This window comes from Paenibacillus sp. BSR1-1 (assembly GCF_030403775.1).
Classification (GTDB): domain Bacteria; phylum Bacillota; class Bacilli; order Bacillales; family Cytobacillaceae; genus Neobacillus.
This window is the reverse complement of record NZ_JAQMWQ010000019.1, coordinates 82,626-103,856: the sequence shown is the minus strand read 5'-3', so window position 1 is coordinate 103,856 and position 21,231 is coordinate 82,626. Positions and strand designations below refer to the sequence as shown.

At 39.5% G+C, this 21,231-nt stretch carries 18 protein-coding genes, 1 tRNA gene and 1 pseudogene; 17 read left to right on the top strand and 3 right to left on the bottom strand.

Going from position 1 to position 21,231, the window contains the following annotated elements:
• Positions 1-7 precede the first annotated feature (7 nt).
• The 7 genes from PH210_RS22030 to PH210_RS22000 all read left to right on the top strand — a co-directional run bounded on the left by PH210_RS22030 (position 8) and on the right by PH210_RS22000 (position 7,096).
• On the top strand, positions 8-1,468 hold the full coding sequence (locus PH210_RS22030) for an aldehyde dehydrogenase family protein (RefSeq protein WP_289988525.1): 1,461 nt from the start codon (positions 8-10) through the stop codon (positions 1,466-1,468).
• Positions 1,469-1,499: 31 nt separating this feature from the next.
• Complete coding sequence (locus PH210_RS22025) at positions 1,500-3,020, top strand: M81 family metallopeptidase (protein WP_289988524.1); 1,521 nt, start codon at positions 1,500-1,502, stop codon at positions 3,018-3,020.
• Entirely contained in the window at positions 3,008-3,487 is a 480-nt protein-coding gene (locus PH210_RS22020) for a GNAT family N-acetyltransferase (protein WP_289988523.1), read from the top strand. Before PH210_RS22025 ends, PH210_RS22020 begins: the two co-directional genes overlap by 13 nt.
• Positions 3,488-3,559: 72 nt before the next feature.
• Positions 3,560-4,969, top strand: a complete 1,410-nt coding sequence (gene kamA, locus PH210_RS22015) for a lysine 2,3-aminomutase (RefSeq protein ID WP_289988522.1) — start codon at positions 3,560-3,562, stop codon at positions 4,967-4,969.
• Positions 4,970-4,971: 2 nt separating this feature from the next.
• The gene (locus PH210_RS22010) at positions 4,972-5,250 is read left to right on the top strand and encodes a YokU family protein (RefSeq protein WP_289988521.1); all 279 of its coding nucleotides are present in this window, start codon (positions 4,972-4,974) and stop codon (positions 5,248-5,250) included.
• 121 nt (positions 5,251-5,371) lie between these two features.
• Positions 5,372-6,856: an amino acid permease gene (locus PH210_RS22005; RefSeq protein ID WP_289988520.1), complete on the top strand. Its 1,485-nt coding sequence runs from the start codon at positions 5,372-5,374 to the stop codon at positions 6,854-6,856.
• Between the two features lie 166 nt (positions 6,857-7,022).
• Positions 7,023-7,096 (top strand) — tRNA-Gly (locus tag PH210_RS22000).
• Between the two features lie 82 nt (positions 7,097-7,178).
• Here the strand turns inward: PH210_RS22000 and PH210_RS21995 are convergent.
• Positions 7,179-7,850: a B3/B4 domain-containing protein gene (locus PH210_RS21995; protein WP_289988519.1), complete on the bottom strand. Its 672-nt coding sequence runs from the start codon at positions 7,848-7,850 to the stop codon at positions 7,179-7,181.
• A gap of 109 nt (positions 7,851-7,959) precedes the next feature.
• Here PH210_RS21995 and queG point away from each other — a divergent pair, with 109 nt between their 5' ends.
• From queG to yhbH, 6 genes are all read left to right on the top strand, one after another.
• On the top strand, positions 7,960-9,090 hold the full coding sequence (gene queG / locus PH210_RS21990; RefSeq protein ID WP_289988518.1) for a tRNA epoxyqueuosine(34) reductase QueG: 1,131 nt from the start codon (positions 7,960-7,962) through the stop codon (positions 9,088-9,090).
• A 77-nt stretch (positions 9,091-9,167) separates the two neighbouring features.
• Positions 9,168-10,040, top strand: coding sequence for an amidase domain-containing protein (locus PH210_RS21985; RefSeq protein ID WP_289988517.1), 873 nt, complete (start codon positions 9,168-9,170; stop codon positions 10,038-10,040).
• Positions 10,041-10,111: 71 nt separating this feature from the next.
• Positions 10,112-10,585 carry a tRNA (uridine(34)/cytosine(34)/5-carboxymethylaminomethyluridine(34)-2'-O)-methyltransferase TrmL gene (gene trmL, locus PH210_RS21980; RefSeq protein ID WP_223593103.1) on the top strand — a complete coding sequence of 158 codons (474 nt, stop codon included), beginning with the start codon at positions 10,112-10,114 and terminating at the stop codon, positions 10,583-10,585.
• A gap of 57 nt (positions 10,586-10,642) precedes the next feature.
• Positions 10,643-11,392: an oxygen-insensitive NADPH nitroreductase gene (gene nfsA, locus PH210_RS21975; protein ID WP_289988516.1), complete on the top strand. Its 750-nt coding sequence runs from the start codon at positions 10,643-10,645 to the stop codon at positions 11,390-11,392.
• Positions 11,393-11,722: 330 nt separating this feature from the next.
• The gene (locus tag PH210_RS21970; RefSeq protein WP_289988515.1) at positions 11,723-13,618 is read left to right on the top strand and encodes a PrkA family serine protein kinase; all 1,896 of its coding nucleotides are present in this window, start codon (positions 11,723-11,725) and stop codon (positions 13,616-13,618) included.
• A gap of 238 nt (positions 13,619-13,856) precedes the next feature.
• Positions 13,857-15,023: a sporulation protein YhbH gene (gene yhbH, locus PH210_RS21965; protein ID WP_223593098.1), complete on the top strand. Its 1,167-nt coding sequence runs from the start codon at positions 13,857-13,859 to the stop codon at positions 15,021-15,023.
• A 38-nt stretch (positions 15,024-15,061) separates the two neighbouring features.
• Here yhbH and PH210_RS21960 read toward each other — a convergent pair whose 3' ends face one another.
• Entirely contained in the window at positions 15,062-15,490 is a 429-nt protein-coding gene (locus PH210_RS21960; protein WP_289988534.1) for a PTS sugar transporter subunit IIA, read from the bottom strand.
• Between the two features lie 96 nt (positions 15,491-15,586).
• Positions 15,587-17,023: pseudogene (nagE, locus tag PH210_RS21955) on the bottom strand (N-acetylglucosamine-specific PTS transporter subunit IIBC); the annotation flags it as partial.
• A 289-nt stretch (positions 17,024-17,312) separates the two neighbouring features.
• Here nagE and nagA point away from each other — a divergent pair.
• From nagA to PH210_RS21935, 4 genes are all read left to right on the top strand, one after another.
• Complete coding sequence (gene nagA / locus PH210_RS21950) at positions 17,313-18,521, top strand: N-acetylglucosamine-6-phosphate deacetylase (RefSeq protein WP_289988514.1); 1,209 nt, start codon at positions 17,313-17,315, stop codon at positions 18,519-18,521.
• Positions 18,508-19,245, top strand: coding sequence for a glucosamine-6-phosphate deaminase (gene nagB / locus PH210_RS21945; RefSeq protein ID WP_289988513.1), 738 nt, complete (start codon positions 18,508-18,510; stop codon positions 19,243-19,245). Before nagA ends, nagB begins: the two co-directional genes overlap by 14 nt.
• A 62-nt stretch (positions 19,246-19,307) precedes the next feature.
• Complete coding sequence (locus tag PH210_RS21940; RefSeq protein WP_289988512.1) at positions 19,308-20,030, top strand: GntR family transcriptional regulator; 723 nt, start codon at positions 19,308-19,310, stop codon at positions 20,028-20,030.
• A 129-nt stretch (positions 20,031-20,159) separates the two neighbouring features.
• A complete protein-coding gene (locus tag PH210_RS21935) occupies positions 20,160-21,188 on the top strand; it encodes a CAP domain-containing protein (protein ID WP_483312137.1) in 1,029 nt (342 codons plus the stop codon).
• Positions 21,189-21,231: the final 43 nt, after the last annotated feature.

Below are 21,231 nucleotides of genomic sequence, written 5' to 3'. Positions count from 1 at the left end.
CACGATTATGTCAAATCAAATCAAAACTGAGATCCTTAAGGGAGATCTTTATATTAATGGGAAATGGGTACATGAACCAGACCAAGCCTACTTTGAAAGTTTTAATCCCGCTACCGGGGAGCTTGTTGGTGTTTGTGCCGCGGCTTCAACTGATCAGGTCGACAAGGCAGTAGCCGCGGCAGAAAAAGCCTATTCAAGCTGGAAGAACACTCCAATTCCGGAGAGGGCATCTTATCTGTCGAAAGCAGCCCAATTGTTTGAAGTACGAAAGGAAGAACTAGCTCGGGTAATGACTATGGAAATGGGCAAGGTTCTAACCGAGTCATTAGGAGAAGTTGGGGTGGTCAGTGCGACCGCTCAATATATGGCAGGGGAAGGCCGGCGCCTCTTTGGAGAAACGGTTCCAGCAGGTTTTTCGGGGAGGAACGTTAGAATGGTGCGTGAGCCGCTTGGAGTGGCAGCATGTATTACCCCATGGAATTTTCCAGTATCGCTCGCTTCCTATAAAATATTTTCTGCTTTGATTGCCGGTAATACGGTTGTTTGGAAACCAGCATCAGAGGTGGCTTTGTCGGCAAAAATCTTTGTCGAAATATTAGCTGAAACCGGATTGCCTGAGGGAGTAGTGAACTTGATTACCGGTTCTGGAAGTAGGGTTGGACGAAAACTTGCTGAGCATCAGGCTGTCAAAGTAATTTCATTTACCGGCTCAACAGAGGTAGGGCAGAAGCTGGCAGAAATGAGCAGTAAAACGTTAAAACGAATTTCCTTGGAATTGGGCGGGAAAAATGCAGTTATTGTCTTGAAGGATGCGGACCTTGACAAAGCGGCAGATGGAATTGTCAAATCAGCATTTACAACAACTGGTCAGCGCTGTACAGCAGCAAGCCGGGTTATTGTTGAACGTTCGGTAAAAGAGCAGCTGGTCGAAAAAATTGTACAATTAACAAAATCTATGAAAATAGGAAATGGTCTTGAAGAAGGCAGCCAGGTTGGGCCTCTTGTAAATGAAGATCAGCTTCATACAGTTGAGAGGTATGTACAAAAAGCGATTGAAGAAGGCGGAAAAATTGTATCAGGCGGACAGCGCGTGATTGAATTGGACGGCTTTTACTATGAGCCGACGATTATTGAAAACGTCCAGCCGAATGACTCCATTGCACAGGAAGAAATATTTGGTCCTGTCCTTGCCATCATTGAAGTAGATTCATATGAGGAAGCAATGGAGGTAAATAACGGCACGATTTATGGATTGTCAACTTCCATCTATACCAATAGTCTTCATTATGCGAATCGGGGTGCATCTGAAGCGGTAAGCGGACTTGTCTATATTAATAATGGAACTTCTAATGCTGAAATGGGGGTTGCATTTGGAGGCATGAAAATGTCTGGTAACGGACACCGTGAAGTCTCTCATCATGCATTCGATGTCATGACAGAGTGGAAGTCCATTTATACAAACTATTAAGCGATTCATGTCTTTTAAAAGGTGGTAGATTATGAGAAAACATCGTATTGGCATTGCCTTCTTCTACCATGAATCCCATAGTTTCAGTCCAATGAAAACCGAAATGGAACAGTTTCGAAATGAAGGTTATTTTATAGGGGATGAAATTTATGATGCCTATAGTGGAACGAAGACTGAAGTTGGTGGGTTTCTGGATGTTTTGAGGCAGGCAGAGAATGTTGAAATCGTGCCGCTGCTTTGTGCGGCCGCGGTTCCTTCAGGTATTGTAACGACAGAAGCGTATTCCTTTATTGAAAAGCAAATGCTAGAGTCACTCATGAATGCAGGAAGGCTGGATGGATTATTGCTGGCACTCCATGGAGCGATGGTTGTGGAGCACCTGTTTGATCCGGAAGAGCATTTACTGGGAAAAATCCGCGGCGTTCTTGGATCTGATGTTCCAATCGCTACAACTCTTGATATGCACGCCAATTTGAGCGAAAAGATGATTGAATATACACCGCTTCATTTTGGATTTAAAACATATCCGCATGTTGATATGTATGAACAAGGCCTTCAGGCAGCAAACGCTTTATTAAAACAAATAAAGAATGGCGTGTCATACTACGCTGCGTTTGAAAAATTGCCGATGATGCTCCCCTCTATCAATATGAGAACTGCAGAGGGGCCCATGTACAAAATGATTGAATGGGCAAAACAAGTGGAAGAAGAAGAAGAAGTATACAATGTTTCCATCTTTGGAGGGTTCCCATATTCGGATATTCCCATGGCAGGAGCTAGTGTACTGGTAGTTGCGCTCAATCCACAAAAAGGCAAAGAAACAGCTCAAAAACTAGCTTCCTTGTTTTGGAGTGTTAGAGAAGAGTTCATCATGGATCTTCCCAATGTAAAACAGGGGCTGGATATAGCGCTGTCGATTGAAGATGATAAACCGATAGTGTTGGCTGACATTTCGGATAATCCTTTAAGCTGCGGAAGCGGGGATACAACCGAATTGCTTAGAGAAGTGGTGAACCTGAACCTCGCTGAAATGCTGTTTGGAGGACTTTATGATCCGGAATCGATTGAGGCATGTCGGAAGGCGGGAGTCGGAACTAAGGTATCGTTGTTACTTGGCGGCAAGGTATCTCCTGAATTCGGAGAACCTGTCCAAGTTGAAGCAACAATCATTGCCTTATCAGACGGTGTATTTTATAATTCAGGGCCGTTTAATCAAAATCTTAAGGTCGATTTAAAGGGTGCGGCACACATTCGTGTTGGTAAGATGGATATCCTCCTCATTGGAAGGCCGATGTCAGCGAATGATCCAGAAATGTTCCGTCATATTGGTCTTGAGCCCTCAACAAAGAGAATTCTCTGTCTTAAGGCAAAAAATCATTTCCGTGCTGCATTTGAGACGATTGTAGGACACATCATTTATGTGGATGCACCAGGTGTTGCTTCCAACCGTTTAACAACATTTACGTACCATCACATCCCAAGGCCGATCTGGCCATTGGATGAAATCAAATATGAGGTGGAACTAAGGAGGAAAGAAACATGGAAACATTAAAAAAATCCTATTATGTCGAAGTTCCGACTTCACTAAACCCGGAACAGTTACACATAATGATGGACCTTGAGAAAGATGCATTTCCGGGAATGGGAGCAGTTGATGAACAAACCCTGATTCCTTTAGTTAGATACGGGAAACTAATTCAATACCGACAACAAGATGATGCAAGACCGATTGCCATTTGCGAGTTGATGAGAGATTACAATGATATTCATAAAGCCTACATATTCGGCTTTTATGTACGTTCCGACCAGCAGGGTAAAGGAATTGGAAAGTTATTCTTAGAGGAAATTTATCCTATTTTAAAGCAGGATGGTTTTCACAAAGTTTGCTTAACAGTCAATACCCAAAATAAGGCAGCTGTGAAATTATATGAAAAAATGGGATTTGCCATTAAAGGAACGAGAATCGATGAGTTTGGCGAAGGGGAAAACCGCTATTATATGGAATACATCCTTTCTTAAATAGTCAGAATCAGGGGAGAAATTTTTCTGAAAAATTGATAATTAAAAAAACGAATTCCAGGAGGGGTAAAGATGAGAAACACTTTATTTAAACCAAAAAGACATTGGAAAGAAATCGAGCTTTGGAAAGATGTAAATGACGAGCAATGGAATGACTGGGTATGGCAATTGACAAACACCATTAAAACACTTGAGGACTTAAAGAAAGTGATCAATTTAACACCACTTGAAGAAGAAGGAGTTAAAATTGCTACCAAAACCATTCCATTAAACATTACGCCATATTATGCATCGCTTATGGACCAAGATGATCCAAGATGTCCGATTCGTATGCAGTCTGTTCCAATCTCTCAGGAATTGTATAAAACAAGATATGACTTGGAGGATCCGCTCCATGAAGATGAGGATTCACCGGTACCTGGGCTAACGCATCGTTATCCGGACCGTGTATTGTTCCTGGTAACAAACCAGTGCTCGATGTACTGCCGTTACTGCACAAGAAGACGTTTCTCAGGTCAAATTGGAATGGGTGTACCTAAGAAACAGTTAGACAATGCCATTAATTATATTGCTTCCACTCCGCAAATCCGTGATGTGCTAATTTCTGGAGGAGACGGACTCCTTATCAATGACAATATTTTAGAGTATATTTTAAAGAATTTACGTGAAATCCCGCATGTGGAAATTATTCGAATCGGTACAAGAGCACCGGTTGTATTCCCACAGCGTATTACTGAAAATCTTTGCAATATTTTGAAAAAGTATCATCCAGTATGGCTGAATACGCATTTCAATACATCGATGGAAATTACGGAAGATTCGAAGCGAGCATGTGAAATGCTTTCAAATGCGGGCGTACCACTAGGCAACCAAGCAGTTATTCTTGCAGGCATTAATGACAGCGTTCCAATCATGAAGCAGCTTATGCATGACCTCGTTAAAATTCGCGTGCGTCCATATTATATTTACCAGTGTGATTTATCAGAAGGGATCGGTCATTTCCGTGCACCAATCAGCAAAGGATTGGAAATCATGGAAGGGCTTCGAGGTCACACTTCGGGTTATGCCGTTCCAACCTTCATTGTTGATGCTCCTGGAGGAGGCGGCAAAATTCCATTGCAGCCGAACTATATCATTTCTCAAAGTTCCAATAAAGTAGTGTTGCGTAACTTTGAGGGTGTCATTACATCTTATCCGGAACCTGAAAATTACCATCCAGGAAGTGCAGAGGATTATTATAAAAAGATTTATCCTGAAGTATTTGAAAATTTCGAAAGCAATGGTGTACTGTCCATTATTGATGATACTAAATTTAACCTGATTCCAGAAGGTTTAAAACGATTGGACCGCCGCAAAACGTATAAGGAAAATCCAGAACATAGCTCTTTAAAGGATAAGCGAGAGAAACGTGATGAATTGAAAGAGAAAAAATTCCATGCCCAAATGAGCAAGTATGAGACTGTGGGAGCAAGGGAGGAATAATGTTGAATTGTCAATGGTGCGGATCTGACACAGCGGTTGAAACGGGCAACACAGTGTATTGGGAACTACCGGATGGTACGAAAACAATTGAAATTCAGGACACACCAGCCTTCCATTGCTCAGAATGTGGTATTACCTACCAAACTGATGAAACTGTACAGAAAATTGAAGATCAGCTATTTTTAATCGATACTTCAAAGCTTGAAAAAAGCTTGGCATTTGTCACACTTATGGCTGCTCCACGTTTATTAAAGCGAAACTACTTTGATTTTTCCAAATAGTAATCCATCTTATGGCGGATAGAAAAAAATAATATCGGATAATTTATCTCCCTCTATCTAAGGGGGGATAAATTATCCATTGCCATTTCGATAATATCCTAATTGTAAAGGTGGAAAAAGGATGGAAGCCATTAAAATTGAAGAAAAGAGTCAGAATAATCAAGAAACTAATGATGGAATTAAACGCAATTTAAAGGCACGTCACATGACCATGATTGCGATTGGGGGATCAATTGGTACGGGGCTGTTTTTAGCGACAGGTGCGTCCATTCAAACAGCTGGCCCCGGTGGTGCCATGATAGCTTATGGCGCGATTGGAATCATGGTCTATTTTTTGATGACAAGCCTCGGTGAAATGGCTACCTTTATACCGGTCTCCGGATCATTTGCCACATATGCCAGCCGTTTTGTTGACCCAGCATTAGGATTTGCGCTCGGTTGGAATTATTGGTTCAACTGGGCTGTAACCCTGGCAGTTGAAATCGTTGCTTCAGCCATCATTATGAAATTCTGGCTTCCGGATGTGCCAAGCATCGTTTGGAGTGCCCTGTTTTTAGGACTAATCTTTTTATTGAATGCATTGTCGGTTAAAAGTTACGGAGAATCTGAGTATTGGTTCGCTTTAATAAAAGTTATTACTATTATTGTATTTATAGGCGTCGGTGTCCTCACCATCTTTGGGATTTTCGGAGGTGAGTATATCGGGTTTAAAAACTTTACATTGGGTGATGCTCCGGTACGCGGAGGCTTTATGTCTGTGTTAAGTATTTTTTTCATAGCTGGGTTTTCCTTTCAAGGGACTGAACTGGTAGGGATTGCAGCAGGGGAAAGTGAAAATCCCAAGAAAAACATACCGAAAGCAATCAGGCAAGTATTTTGGCGAATTCTTCTATTTTATATTGGAGCGATTGCAGTCATTGGACTAGTAATCCCATATACTAGTCCTGAACTGTTAGGCGGGGATGTTGACAAAATTGCTGTGAGCCCATTTACTCTCGTTTTTGAAAAAGCAGGAATTGCCTTTACAGCCTCTGTTATGAATGCAGTTATCTTAACGTCTGTTTTATCATGCGGAACGTCTGGGCTATATGCTTCAACTCGAATGCTATGGTCTATGGCAAAGGACGGACAGGCTCCGAAATTTTTGCAAAAAGTAAATAATCGAGGGATTCCGATAAATGCGCTTGTTATGACAACGATTATTGGCGGACTTGCCTTTTTAACGTCCATTTTTGGGGATCAAGTGTATACATGGCTATTAAATGCATCAGGTTTAACTGGATTTATTGCCTGGGTTGGGATTGCGTTGAGCCACTACCGTTTTAGAAAAGCCTACATTGCCCAGGGAAGAGACCTGAATGAACTTAAATACAAGGCGAAATGGTTCCCTCTTGGCCCCATTCTTGCATTAGCAATGTGCATTATTATTATTCTAGGCCAAAATTATCAAGCTTTTATGACAGGAAACATTGATTGGTATGGAGCCGCCGTATCATATATTGGTTTGCCCATTTTTTTGGTGATTTGGATTGGTTATAAATTCATCCATAAAACAAAGGTTGTCAAACTAAATGAATGTTCTTTTGAAGACCATCAACAAAATTAGTCATTTATTCTGCCTTCAATTAATAATATTATAATTAATTGAAGGCTTTTAAATTTCTTGGAGAAAATTCGACAAAAATCGCAACAATTACTTGACGTCTATAAAAAAACTGTGTATTATGAAAAAGTCGACTTTAGTTCACTAATTTGACATTATTAAATTATATGCGGGTGTAGTTTAGTGGTAAAACCTCAGCCTTCCAAGCTGATGTTGTGAGTTCGATTCTCATCACCCGCTCCATACATATTAACTAACGCAGTGTATCGTTACAAAGGAGAACGATGCATTGCGTTTTTTTCATTTTTGCATAAATACAGAAGCTTTATTGGCGCTCCAAAATCCTGAAAGAACCATCTCCGCCATGCACCTGAATAAACATATTCATTAATGATTCAGTCAGCCTATTCGCATTTTCCAAGTCTGTTGATGGTCTTAAATAAATAATTTGCAGTGCATTCTTGGTATCTAACGTTACTGGTGTTCTGGCAGAATCCACAAACGGACTCCCGAACGGTCCAATTAAATCAGAAGCAACAATAAGGCGCTCCAAAGAGTTAGAACGGCCATTTAATCCAATGTACTCTTCTCCCTCGGTACCTAACCGAACATCCACGTGCCCTTCTAAACGATCTAGGTCATAAATACCGATGGGGACTTGATATTGCAACGAGAAAAAATTATTAATATCAATTACACTTTGAACAGACGTCAGATAATTTTGCTTTTGAACCCTCCTGTAAAGCGCCTCAGCGGAATGACGGTACCGATTAGGGTCCTTGCCAATCTTTTTAAAAATAGCACGCCATTCCTGGATCCCAGGCAGCTCTGGAACATTTTTATCCTCTAAATCAAAATATATAGACTCCTGGAACATCTGAAGTCTTCCTTTAAGCATTTGCGGGGAATTCCCAACGGTAATACCTTTGTATTCAATGACTCCTAATTTAAAATGAGGAATCTCCTTAAAAAGACCTGATGAAACATGAATTTCCAACAATCACACCTCCAAAAATCATTGAAAATAGTTTATCATAAATAGATGTGCTACAAATAATTAAACGACGTTTAAAATAGATCATATTTTAAGAAAGGAGGCGGCGGATGTGAACGCCAAAAATTTAAAAGAAGAACTTATTGCCTACAGCAAAGAAATCGGAATCGATAAAATCGGCTTCACCAGTGCCGACCCTTTCACCGAACTAAAAAACAGACTAATAACACAACAAGAACTTGGATACCAATCTGGTTTTGAAGAGCGAGATATTGAGAAACGAGTGAACCCAGCACTACTTTTGCAAGAACCAAAATCAATCATTTCGATTGCTCTTGCCTATCCTTCTAAAATGAACGAACGTGTTGAGAGTAAAAAGGGAGAAAGAAGAGGTTTCTTTAGCAGGGCCTCATGGGGGCTCGATTATCATCATATTCTAAGAGACAGGCTCAAAAAGCTGGAAGCATTTATTTTAACAAAGGTGCCTGATGCACGATTAAAATCAATGGTCGATACTGGTGAGCTTTCAGATCGGGCAGTTGCAGAAAGAGCTGGAATCGGCTGGAGCGGAAAAAACTGTGCCATTATTACGCCCGAATTTGGCTCATATGTATATATTGGTGAAATGATTACGAGCATTCCTTTTGAGCCGGATACACCAATAGAAGACCAATGTGGAACATGCACAAAGTGTTTAGATGCATGTCCAACCGGTGCATTAGTCCAAGGTGGTCAAATTAATGCCCAGCGCTGTATTTCATTTTTAACTCAAACAAAAGAAATCATTCCGGATGAATTTCGAGAAAAGATTGGAAATCGAATATATGGGTGTGATTCCTGCCAAACTGCCTGTCCACATAATAAAGGTAGGAACTTTCATTTTCACGACGAAATGGAACCTGATCCTGAAGTCGCCAAACCATTATTAAGACCGATATTAAAATTAAGCAACCGGGAATTTAAAAAACAATTTGGTTCTTTGGCAGGATCTTGGCGTGGGAAGAAGCCGATTCAGCGAAATGCCATTATTGCGCTTGCCCATTTTAAAGATGAATCTGCGGTTTCAGATTTAATAGACATATTAGAAAATGAAGTAAGTCCACTAGCAAAGGGAACGGCAGCATGGGCACTAGGTAAAATTGGGGGAGAAAATGCATTTGCGGCATTAAAAAGGGCTGAAGAACAAGAAACTGATCAAGAAGTACAACGCGAAATTAAAAAAGGCTTAAGCTTTTATAACTAATTCTAGGAGCGAACCAAAACGGTTCCGCTCTTTTTTTTTAATTTCTTTCATAAGTATGAAGGGAAGGAGGGAGGATTATGCGTGAAATTCTTCAAGAACTATTTGAAAAAAGGGTTCAACAATTTGTAGCGAATCACAGAAATTCCAAGGATAATTTTTCAAAAGCAGATAGGAAGCTTGAGTCCCTAGCAAAAAGATCAGCAGAAATCGTCAAAGTGAAAGCTGCTGGGAAGATCTTTGAAAATACAAGTGAAGATGATGTTCAAACGATAAAATACAATGCTCATTATCAATATTTAATTAAACAAAAGGGCAATCTTTATTTGGAAGAAGAAGTCGAAGAGAGGGCAGCTAAATTTTATAAAGAAACACTAATAATGGATGGGGAAATCAAGCCCATAGAGAATGGATCTCAGCCTGTGGGATATTCCGAGCCTTTCATGGCGGATACCTTCGATCGCTTAAGCTATCAATATAATCGGTTAAAAGCGATTCAGTATGCGGAACGCTGGTGGAACAGCTATAATCCAGCTTATAAAAAGTTTGAAAATGATTGTACGAATTTCATCTCCCAATGTCTTCATGTTGCAGGGGCACCAATGAGAGGCTATCCGAATCGCGGAACAGGATGGTGGATGCAAAATCATAACTGGAGCTATAGCTGGGCAATTGCCAACTCCCTTCGCTTATATTTAGCTAAATCTACAGCCGGATTAAGGGCAAAAGAGGTAAGCAGCCCCGATCAATTATTATTGGGAGATGTGATTTGCTATGATTTTGAAGGGGACGGCAGATTCAACCATAATACCATTGTCACGGCAAAGGACGCGAATGGAATGCCTTTAGTAAATGCCCATACCTATAATAGCCGAATGAGATACTGGGCGTATGAAGATTCTTCCGCCTACACACCCAATATCAAATATAGGTTTTTCCATATTCTTGATTAAAGGCACTTATCTTGAAAGCAAATGTCATAGTGGTATAATTCAGATAGAGTTTTTTATCTGAGGTGAAATTCGTGTCCATACATGTAGTACTATACCAACCACAAATCCCTTCCAATACAGGGAATATAGCGAGAACCTGTGCAGGTACCGATACCGCTTTACATTTAATTCGCCCGCTTGGCTTTTCAACCGATGACAAGATGTTAAAAAGAGCAGGATTGGATTATTGGGAACATGTTAATATCACATATTACGATTCATTAGAGGACTTTTACGAAAAAAATGCCGGCGGTGAATTCTTTTACTTAACAAAGTTTGGGCAAAAACCGCATAGCAGCTTTGATTATAGTAATCCAGACAAGGACTATTATTTTATCTTTGGCCGGGAGACAACAGGTCTGCCAAAAGACGTTATTGAAACAAATAAAGAGGTTTCATTACGGATTCCAATGAATGATAATATTCGTTCTTTGAATCTCTCCAATACAGCGGCGATACTTATCTATGAAGCACTTCGCCAGCAAAACTATATTCATTTGAAATAATTGCAAGGAGGTCCTAGGGTTTGGGCCTCCTTTTGCTAAAAAGAGAGGAGATATGATATGAATGATACGATAGCAACTATACTTAATCATCGCTCTATTCGACACTTTGAGGACAAACCTTTAACCGAAGAACAAATACGAGCCATTATCATTTCTGCTCAATCCGCATCAACCTCAAGCTTTATTCAGGCCTACTCGATTATTGGGGTTAAGGATAAAGAGAAAAAGAGGAGACTCGCTGAGCTTGCAGGAAATCAGGAATATGTTGAAAAAAATGGCCATTTCTTTGTTTTTTGTGCAGATCTCTACCGCCATACGATTATTGGTGAAAAAGAACAGAAAAACGTTAATACATCGATTGAAAGCACGGAGAAATTTATGGTTGCTCTCATCGATGCAGCATTAGCTGCACAAAATGCGGCGATTGCTGCGGAATCTTTGGGACTTGGTATTTGTTACATAGGAGGAATTCGCAATCAACTAGAGGAAGTTCAAAAGGTTTTAAAAACACCAGAAAGAGTAATTCCTTTATTTGGACTAGCGGTTGGGTATCCAGTAAAACAAAATGAGCGTAAACCAAGGCTGCCTTTTGAACATATTTACCATGAAGACGAATATCAACAAAATACGGAAATTTATAACCGGCAGCTGGAGGAATATGATGAGTTAATTTCAAACTATTATATTCAAAGAACGGAAGGAAAAAGAAACGACCGTTGGACAGAACAGATGGGGAAAATGCTTGAAAAACAAAATAGAATGTACATGAAGGAATTTATCCAAAAAAATAAATTAGACTTGAGATGAAAAAAGGCTGCTAAAAAATAGCAGCCCTTTTGTATGGAAGGATTATTTTGTTCCTGGTTTGTCATTATATCCTGCGGTGAAGATCGCTGCTAAAAATGTAATCATTACTAAAATAACAATGAAAGTGTTCATGTTATGTAATGCCCCCTTCGTCATACAATTTTCTACACATATAAATATTATATCCTATCTTAAAAAAATGAAAAGTGCAATATTCCTTTATTGAAACAAAAAAGATAGACAGTATCTCTTCTTGGTTACGCATGTTCAATAGACAACGTGCATAGAGTATATTAATCGTCTCTGATTAAGCTTTCGGGGGAGGGCCTTATGGATATTCTAAAAAAAATCGAGATGTTTCGTGAAGAAGAGGAAAAACTGCGTTGGGAAGGATCATTCGCTGATTATCTATTGTTGTTAAAGGAAAAGCCATGGGTAGCACAATCTGCACATTCTCGAGTTTATAATATGATTAAGGATGCAGGAATTGAAGAGGAAAAAGGGACGAAGAAGTACAATTTCTTTAGCAATCAATTATTCGGTTTAGAGGAAGCACTGGAGCGTCTTGTTGAAGAATATTTCCACCCAGCAGCGAAAAGGCTGGACGTAAGAAAACGTATTTTGTTATTAATGGGGCCGGTGAGCGGCGGTAAATCTACGCTAGTAACGATGCTTAAAAGAGGTTTAGAAAACTATTCCCATACTGCTAGAGGGTCTGTGTTCGCCATTAAGGGCTGTCCAATGCATGAAGATCCGCTTCATTTAATCCCACATCATTTACGGGCGGATTTTTATGAAGAGTATGGAATTCGAATTGAAGGAAATCTTTCACCGCTAAATATGATGCGGCTTGAACAGGATTATGGCGGCAGAATTGAAGACGTGTTAGTTGAACGTATTTTTTTCTCAGAGGATAAACGTACAGGAATTGGAACCTTTAGTCCATCGGATCCAAAATCACAAGACATCGCAGATTTAACAGGCAGTATTGATTTTTCAACGATTGCTGAATTTGGTTCTGAATCAGATCCGCGTGCGTACCGTTTTGATGGTGAGTTAAATAAAGCAAACCGTGGGATGATGGAATTCCAGGAGATGCTAAAATGTGATGAGAAATTCCTTTGGCATTTACTCTCATTAACTCAGGAAGGAAATTTCAAAGCAGGAAGGTTTGCACTCATCAGCGCGGATGAGCTAATCGTTGCGCATACAAACGAAACGGAATATCGTTCCTTTATTTCTAATAAGAAGAATGAGGCATTACACTCCAGGATTATTGTCATGCCGATTCCTTATAATTTAAAAGTTTCACAAGAAGAAAGAATTTATGAAAAGATGATTAGAGAAAGTGATGTTTCTGATGTCCATATTGCACCACATACCTTAAGAGTGGCCGCCATGTTTACCATTCTTACTCGCTTGAAGGATCCTAAAAAAGGTGATATTGATTTAGTGAAGAAAATGCGCCTTTATGACGGGGAAAATGTAGAAGGATTTAATACTGCAGATGTGGAAGAACTGAAGAAAGAGTATCCAGATGAAGGCATGAGCGGTATTGACCCGCGGTATGTCATTAACCGGATTTCATCAACTATCATTCGAAAAGAAGTACCTTCCATTAATGCCTTAGATGTATTAAGGTCATTAAAAGATGGGCTGGATCAACATCCATCTATCACAGCGGAGCTGCGTGAACGATATATGAATTATATCTCTGTTGCTCGAAAAGAGTATGATAATATTGCCAAAAATGAAGTTCAAAAGGCATTTGTATACTCCTATGAAGAATCGGCGAAGACATTAATGGATAATTATCTTGATAATGTTGAAGCTTACTGCAATAAAGCAAAACTGCGTGATCCGTTAACAGGCGAAGAGATTAATCCGGATGAAAAATTAATGCGTTCGATTGAAGAACAAATTGGAATCTCCGAAAATGCGAAAAAGGCGTTTAGGGAAGAAATATTGATAAGAATTTCAGCTTTTGCAAGAAAAGGCAAGCGGTTTGATTATAATTCACATGATAGACTTCGCGAAGCCATTCAAAAGAAACTATTTGCGGATCTAAAGGATGTTGTTAAGATAACTACGTCTTCAAAAACACCAGATGAGCAGCAGCTAAAGAAAATTAATGATGTAGTAGCACGTTTAATTGATGAACATGGTTATAATTCGACTTCAGCGAATGAATTGCTGCGCTATGTCGGAAGTTTATTAAATCGATAATAGCCAAGGGACTGGTAGAAGCAATCTGCCAGTCTGTTTTTTTCCTATGTAAAAATAAATCTTGTCCAAATTAGTAGGCAAAAACCCAATTGTCAAAATTATTTGTAAATTATTTGCGGTTTCTGCATAGGATAGAGTAATCCATATTTTATCTGATTTTTTCATTCGGGTTATTGTATGTGTGTGATAAAAAAGTGTGCATTTTGAAAGTGAATAATTTCATAAGGAGGGGTTTACATTGTCAGATAATAACCATCAATTTGTCATTTCAAGAGAAGATTGGTCCCTCCACCGTAAAGGCCACGATGACCAACAGCGGCATCAGGAAAAAGTCCAGGAGGCAATTCGCAACAATCTTCCAGACTTAATTACAGAAGAGAGCATAATTATGTCTAATGGTCGAGATGTGGTAAAAATCCCAATTCGTTCATTGGACGAATATAAAATTCGTTATAATTATGACAAAAACAAACACGTGGGCCAAGGTGACGGTGACAGTCAAGTCGGTGATGTAGTAGCACGTGACGGTTCCAGCGGGCAAAAGGCTCCAGGCAAAGGGCAGGGAGCAGGAGATCAGGCAGGCGAGGATTATTTTGAAGCCGAAGTGTCTTTAATGGAGCTTGAGGAGGCTTTATTTAAACAATTAGAGCTTCCGAATCTGAAAAAGAAAGAAGAACAGGAACATCTTGTTGAAAACATCGAATTCAATGATATCCGCAAAACAGGACTAATGGGGAACATTGATAAGAAACGGACAATGATGTCTGCTTTTAAGCGGAATGCTATGAGTGGGAAACCGGCATTCCACCCGATTTACAAGGATGATTTGAAATTTAAAACCTGGAACGAGGTAGTTAAACCAGATTCTAAGGCAGTTGTTATCGCGATGATGGATACGAGTGGATCTATGGGGATTTGGGAGAAATACATGGCGCGCAGCTTTTTCTTCTGGATGACAAGATTTTTACGTACAAAATATGAAACGGTAGAGATAGAGTTTATTGCTCATCATACCGAGGCAAAAGTAGTTTCAGAAGAAGACTTCTTCTCGAAAGGAGAAAGCGGTGGAACGATTTGTTCATCCGCATACCGCAAAGCCCTAGAGATTATTGACGCTAAATATAATCCACGAAAATTCAACATTTACCCATTCCACTTTTCAGACGGTGATAATCTCACATCGGATAACGCCCGTTGTGTGAAGTTGGTTGAAGAATTAATGAAGGTATCCAACATGTTTGGATATGGGGAAGTAAATCAATACAATCGCCATTCGACCTTAATGTCCGCTTACAAAAACATAAAAGATGAGCGGTTTCGCTACTATATCCTAAAACAAAAAGCAGATGTATTCCATGCGATGAAAAGCTTCTTTCAAAAAGAGGAATCAAAACAATACGCGTAACAAAAAATCGACAGGTAGATACCTGTCGATTTTTGCTGCTATTCAATGGAGAGGATTCCGTCTTGACCTTGGTCAGAGTGTCCCTGTTTCTTTACATTTAATTTTGTTAAGTTTGTAAAGATAACCGGAGTCACAACCGATGGTACTGATTTCTTAAGGAAATCTAAATCAAATTTCAGGATTTCCTGACCTTTAGTTACTTTTTGTCCTTCTTCAACAAGTAAAGTAAAGCCTTCACCTTTTAAATTGACGGTATCCAAGCCAATATGAATAAGGATTTCATAACCTTGATTAGATTTAATTCCAATGGCATGTTTCGTAGGGAAAACATTCATAATTTCACCGTCAACTGGTGAAACAACAGTACCTTTTGATGGAACAATTCCAAAACCGTCACCCATCATTTTTTGGGAGAAAACTTGGTCTGGCACTTCAGTAATCGGGATAATTTCCCCTTCAATTGGCATAACAAAATCTTTATCAGAAAGCGGAGAAAGACCAACTGATTCAACCGGAGCAGACGATTTTGATAAAGCTGGATTCATTCCAGTAGGTTTTTTTCCTCGAAGTTTTAGAATTTCATCTGCCACGAATTGTACATTGGTTCCGACAATGACTTGAATGCTTTGCTTTCCAACAATATTTATTCCAGGAACACCAGTCGCTTTAATTTTTTGCTTGTCGACAGCATTCATGTCTTTTACTTCCATTCTTAAACGTGTAACACAATTGTCTACAGAAGTAACATTTGCGTCTCCGCCTAATCCTTCATAAATCTGTGATGCCATGACGGCAAATTTGCTGTCACCTGCTGGTACAGTTACGTCAGATGACTCTTCATCATCTTCTTCCCGTCCAGGAGTCATTAAGTTGAATTTCGTAATAATGAATCGGAATAAGAAATAATAAATAACTGCAAACACTAAACCTTGGACTATTAACATATAAGGGTGGTTTGCCAATGGTAATCTTGAACTTAAGATAAAGTCAACTAAACCAGCACTAAAACCGAATCCTGCTGTCCAATGGAATGCTGCTGCAACGGCTAATGAAATCCCAGTTAAAACAGCATGTACTACATAGAGCATTGGAGCTACAAACATAAAAGCAAATTCGATTGGCTCTGTAACACCTGTAAAGAATGCTGCGAAACCTGCGGCTAACATTAAGGAAGCAACTGTTTTTTTCTTCCTGTCTTTTGCAGTATGGTACATTGCTAATGCAGCTGCTGGAAGACCAAACATCATGACAGGGAAGAATCCGGCCTGGTACATACCAGTAACGCCTTTTGTTCCCTTTCCAGCCCAGAAATTACCGATATCATTGATTCCAGCTACGTCAAACCAGAATACTGAGTTTAAGGCATGGTGTAAACCAGTTGGAATCAATAAACGATTAAAGAATCCATATAAACCTGCGCCAAAAGCACCTAAATGAGAAATACCTTTACCAAATGATACTAGTCCAGTAAAGATTACAGGCCATAGGAAGAATAAAATTGCTGAAACAATAAGCATAGATACTGCGGTCATAATTGGTACAAGCCGCTTACCGGAGAAAAATGCTAAAGCATCCGGTAATTTCACATGGCTAAAGCGGTTGTACATCATGGAAGCAACAATACCTGAAAGAATACCAACAAAAGCATTACCAATCTTTGCGAACGCAGGATCAACCTCTTCTGGTTTAATTCCTTGCAGTAATGCCACTGTCCCAGTTGAAAGCAAGGTTGTTACTACCAAGTAAGCAACCAACCCGCTTAACGCCGATGAACCATCCTTTTCTTTCGCCATTCCTAGTGCTACCCCAACTGCAAATAGGATTGGGATATTATCAATAATGGATGACCCAGCTTTAATTAAGAAAGCAGCCAGTGGACTATCAGCACCCCAGCCAGATGGATCGATCCAATAACCAATACCCATTAAAATGGCTGCAGCTGGTAAAACAGCTACAGGAAGCATCAATGAGCGACCAATTCTTTGTAAATATTTCTTCATCTCAGTACCTCCTATTAAAATTATTGAAAAAAATAAACAATATAATGAATGATTTCTTCAAAAAGGTTGTTGATGGTGTAAGCGCTTTTCCAAAGTAAATATAACATTAAATATCTATAGACGTCTATACCAATTTTTAAAAAATTTTAGAGGATTCCGCTTTATAGGAAGAGAATCTTATTCTATAAGGGAAAAATAAATTCAGATATTTTATTCTTATAAATTGGTATAGACAACTAGATAATGGTGATGCTAAAATTTAGGTATAACCTGAAAGGAAGTTTTGAAAATGAATCTAAACCTTAATCATATTTTACTTAAGGGTATACGGGTTTATTCAGATGACCAGATAATTGAAGATGGCTATATAAAAATAGAAAACGAAAAAATCATTGAACTGGGAACGTTAAGTGAGCTAACTAATGAAGATAACTATCAGATTATAGAATTGCTTGGCCATTTTAAAGCAGTTCCAGGCTTTATTGATGTCCATATTCACGGAGTGGCTGGTGCAGATACCATGGATGCAACAAGTGAAGCGCTGGATACAATGGTTCGGGCCCTGCCACAGGAAGGAACCACAAGCTTTTTAGCTACTACGATGACACAAGAAGGAAAACAAATTGAGCAGGCATTAATTAATGCTGGAAACTATATTAAAAATCAATATCCTCAAGGTACTGCAGAAATACTAGGCATTCACCTTGAAGGTCCTTTTGTAAATGCAAAGATGGCTGGGGCACAGCCGATACAGCATATTGTTGACCCAGATCTTGATCTATTTAAAGAATGGCAGAGGCTGTCCAATAGATCGATTAAACTTGTTACTTTAGCTCCTGAGCAGCCTGGGGGACTTGAAATGATTCGCTACTTAAAGGAAAACGGTGTTATTGCATCCCTTGGCCATACAAATGCCACTTATGAACAGGTTGAGGATGCAATCGTAGCGGGTGCAAACCATGTTACGCATCTTTTCAATCAAATGAGGGGACTGCATCACCGTGAACCAGGTGTAGTGGGTGCTGCATTTTTACATGATGAATTAAAGGCAGAAATTATTGTAGATGGGGTACATGTCCGGCCAGAAATGGTCCATCTCGCGTATAAGCAAAAGCGGAGTGATGGGTTACTGTTAATTACGGATTCCATGAGAGCAAAATGCTTGAAAAACGGCATGTATGATCTTGGAGGCCAAGAGGTAACGGTTCAAGATGGAAAAGCAACGTTAGCAACCGGAACTCTGGCAGGAAGCATTTTAAAATTAGGGCATGCGGTTAAAAACATCTTAACCTATACGGGATGTTCGCTTGAAGAAGCCATTGAAATGGCGTCCGTAAATCCAGCGAAGCAATTAAATATATTTGAACGGAAAGGAAGTATCGCCGCAGGTAAGGATGCTGACATTGTCATCCTGGATGACAAAATGGAAGTGGTTATGACGTTCTGCCGCGGCACACTTGCCTATAAAAAGGAGGATATATCCAATGAAAGTCATTGAAGTGAAAGACTACGCTGAAATGAGTCAAAAAGCCGCTGAATATATTATCCAAAAGGTTTGTCAAAATCCACGGATAAAGCTGGGACTTGCCACTGGAGGAACACCAATTGGGACTTATAAAAACTTAATTGAAAACCACAAAAAGAATGGAACTTCATATCAAAATGTAACGACTTTTAATTTAGATGAATACATTGGCCTCTCGGGTGAAAACAAAAATAGCTACCGGTATTACATGAATGATCAGCTGTTTAATCATATTGATATAAATTTGAATAAAACAAATATCCCCAAAGGTGATATAAAGGATATAGAAGCCGAATGCCTTCGGTATGAGGATTTAATTAGCAAACATGGTGGCATTGATCTGCAAATTCTTGGAATTGGCAGTAACGGACACATAGGATTTAATGAGCCTGGAACCCCATTTAACTCGATTACCCATATTGTCAAATTAGCTCAATCAACTATAAATGCAAACTCCAGATTTTTTAATCGAGTCGAAGAAGTTCCGACAAAGGCGATTACAATGGGAATATCCTCCATTTTAAAAAGTAAAGAAATTCTTCTTTTGGTTTCTGGAGAAAACAAAAAAGATGCTTTATTCAAGCTATTGAATGATGATATTAATGAAAGTTTCCCAGCATCTGTATTGAAAAATCATCCATGTGTTACAATTATTGCAGATAAAGCGGCGGTTGCGGGTTTAAAGGTTCATTGTTAAGTTGTAAAATAAAGTGTGAAACGAAAGCAGCCCTAGTTTAATTAGAAAGGTGTATGTAGGAGATGATTAATAAAAACTCCCCGATTCCACTTTATTATCAATTGGAAGAACATATAAAGGAATTAATTGAAAATGGTGAGTTAATGCCTGGAGATGCTTTGCCTCCAGAAAGAGAGTATGCTGAAAAGTACCAAATAAGCCGGATGACAGTCAGACAGGCCTTTACTCAGCTAGTAAATGAGGGGTATTTAAATCGTTTGCAGGGGAAGGGAACATTTGTCGCCGAACGGAAAATTGAACAACCCTTACAAGGATTGACAAGTTTTACTGAGGACATGATATCAAGAGGACTTTCTCCAGGGAGTCAATTAATCCATTTCGAAATCATTCCTGCAACAAGTCAAATTGCCGGGCAGTTAAAAATACAAGAATATGGGCCGGTATATGAGATAAAGCGGATTCGTTTAGCTGATGGGGTTCCCATGGCTTTAGAAACCAATTATATTTCGGCAAACCTTGTAAAAGGACTTACAGAAGAAATTGTCAATCAATCCTTGTACGCTTACATTGAAGGACAATTGAACTTGAGAATCGACAGTGCTTCCCAAGTTATTGAGTCATCCATTGCAAGTCAATCGGAAGCAAATAATTTAAATATTGCCAAAGGGGCACCGGTGATGCTGATTCAAAGAAATACTCACCTACAAAATGGCACCCCTGTGGAATTTGTAAAATCTGTATACAGAGCAGATCGATATAAATTTAAGATTCAAATGAAACGCTAAACAGCTGCATTCCTGCACCTGTTTTTTTTATTCCTTGGTGATTAAGACGTTTATTACCATTAATACTTTCTCCAAAAAAATTAAAAATAAGAAGGCAAGAGATTCACTTGCAAGGAGGAGGTATTTCAATTGATAAAAAAACAAGTGGGGTTACTTTTAACAGGGGTCTTAACTTTGGGACTTGCTGCTTGTAATAACAACAATAAAAATGATTTAAATGATCGAAACGGAATGAATATCACTGATAGGAATAACCGTATTATGGATGTCCGTAATGGCAGGGATGATGGCATCGACCACAACGGGCCGCTTACCGAGGATTACACTAATAGAAATAACAATGACCGGGATCTTGATTTAAATCTGTTTAATGATAATCGTAAAATTAGACGTGATAAAGACGATATGATTTCGGCTTATCAAACGAACTTAGACAGCGATCAATATCCGCATACACAACCGGTATTAATCAGGGATGCAAAATACCAATTTGTTCGTCTTGATCCAAGCCAAGCTAATTTGTCGGGAATGATGCAGCAAATACAGCCATATTTACAGCAACAATTACAGCCGTATTTACAGCAGCAAACTCCTAATGCGGGAGCACCAGCCGGACAACAAGCGCCGAGGGTTACAACACCAACACCAAATGTAACTTCACCGGTTCCAAAACAAACGCAGCCGGCACAACCAGCTCCTACACCAGCTGCACCGGCACCAAAGGCAGCCGCACCAGCACCAAAGCAGCCTGCACAGACCCAAGCTCCCGCTACTGGGGCAGTCAGCCAATATGCGCAGCAGGTTATTGATTTAACGAATGCACAAAGAAGTAAAAATGGTCTTCCGGCTTTAAAAGCTGATACCCAGCTAAGTGGAGTTGCTCAAAAGAAAGCTGTAGATATGCAGCAAAACAATTATTTTTCGCATACTAGCCCAACTTATGGTTCTCCATTCGACATGATGAGAGATTTTGGAGTAACCTACAGAGCAGCGGGTGAAAACATTGCCCAAGGACAGCGCACACCGCAGGAAGTAGTTACTGCTTGGATGAACAGTCCAGGGCATCGTGCCAACATTTTAAGCTCCAAATTTACTCACATTGGAGTGGGCTTTGAGGGAACAGGTAAACATTGGTCACAAATGTTTATCGGGAAGTAATCATAAAAAACGACGGGTTTATTAATAGCCCGTCGTTTTACAA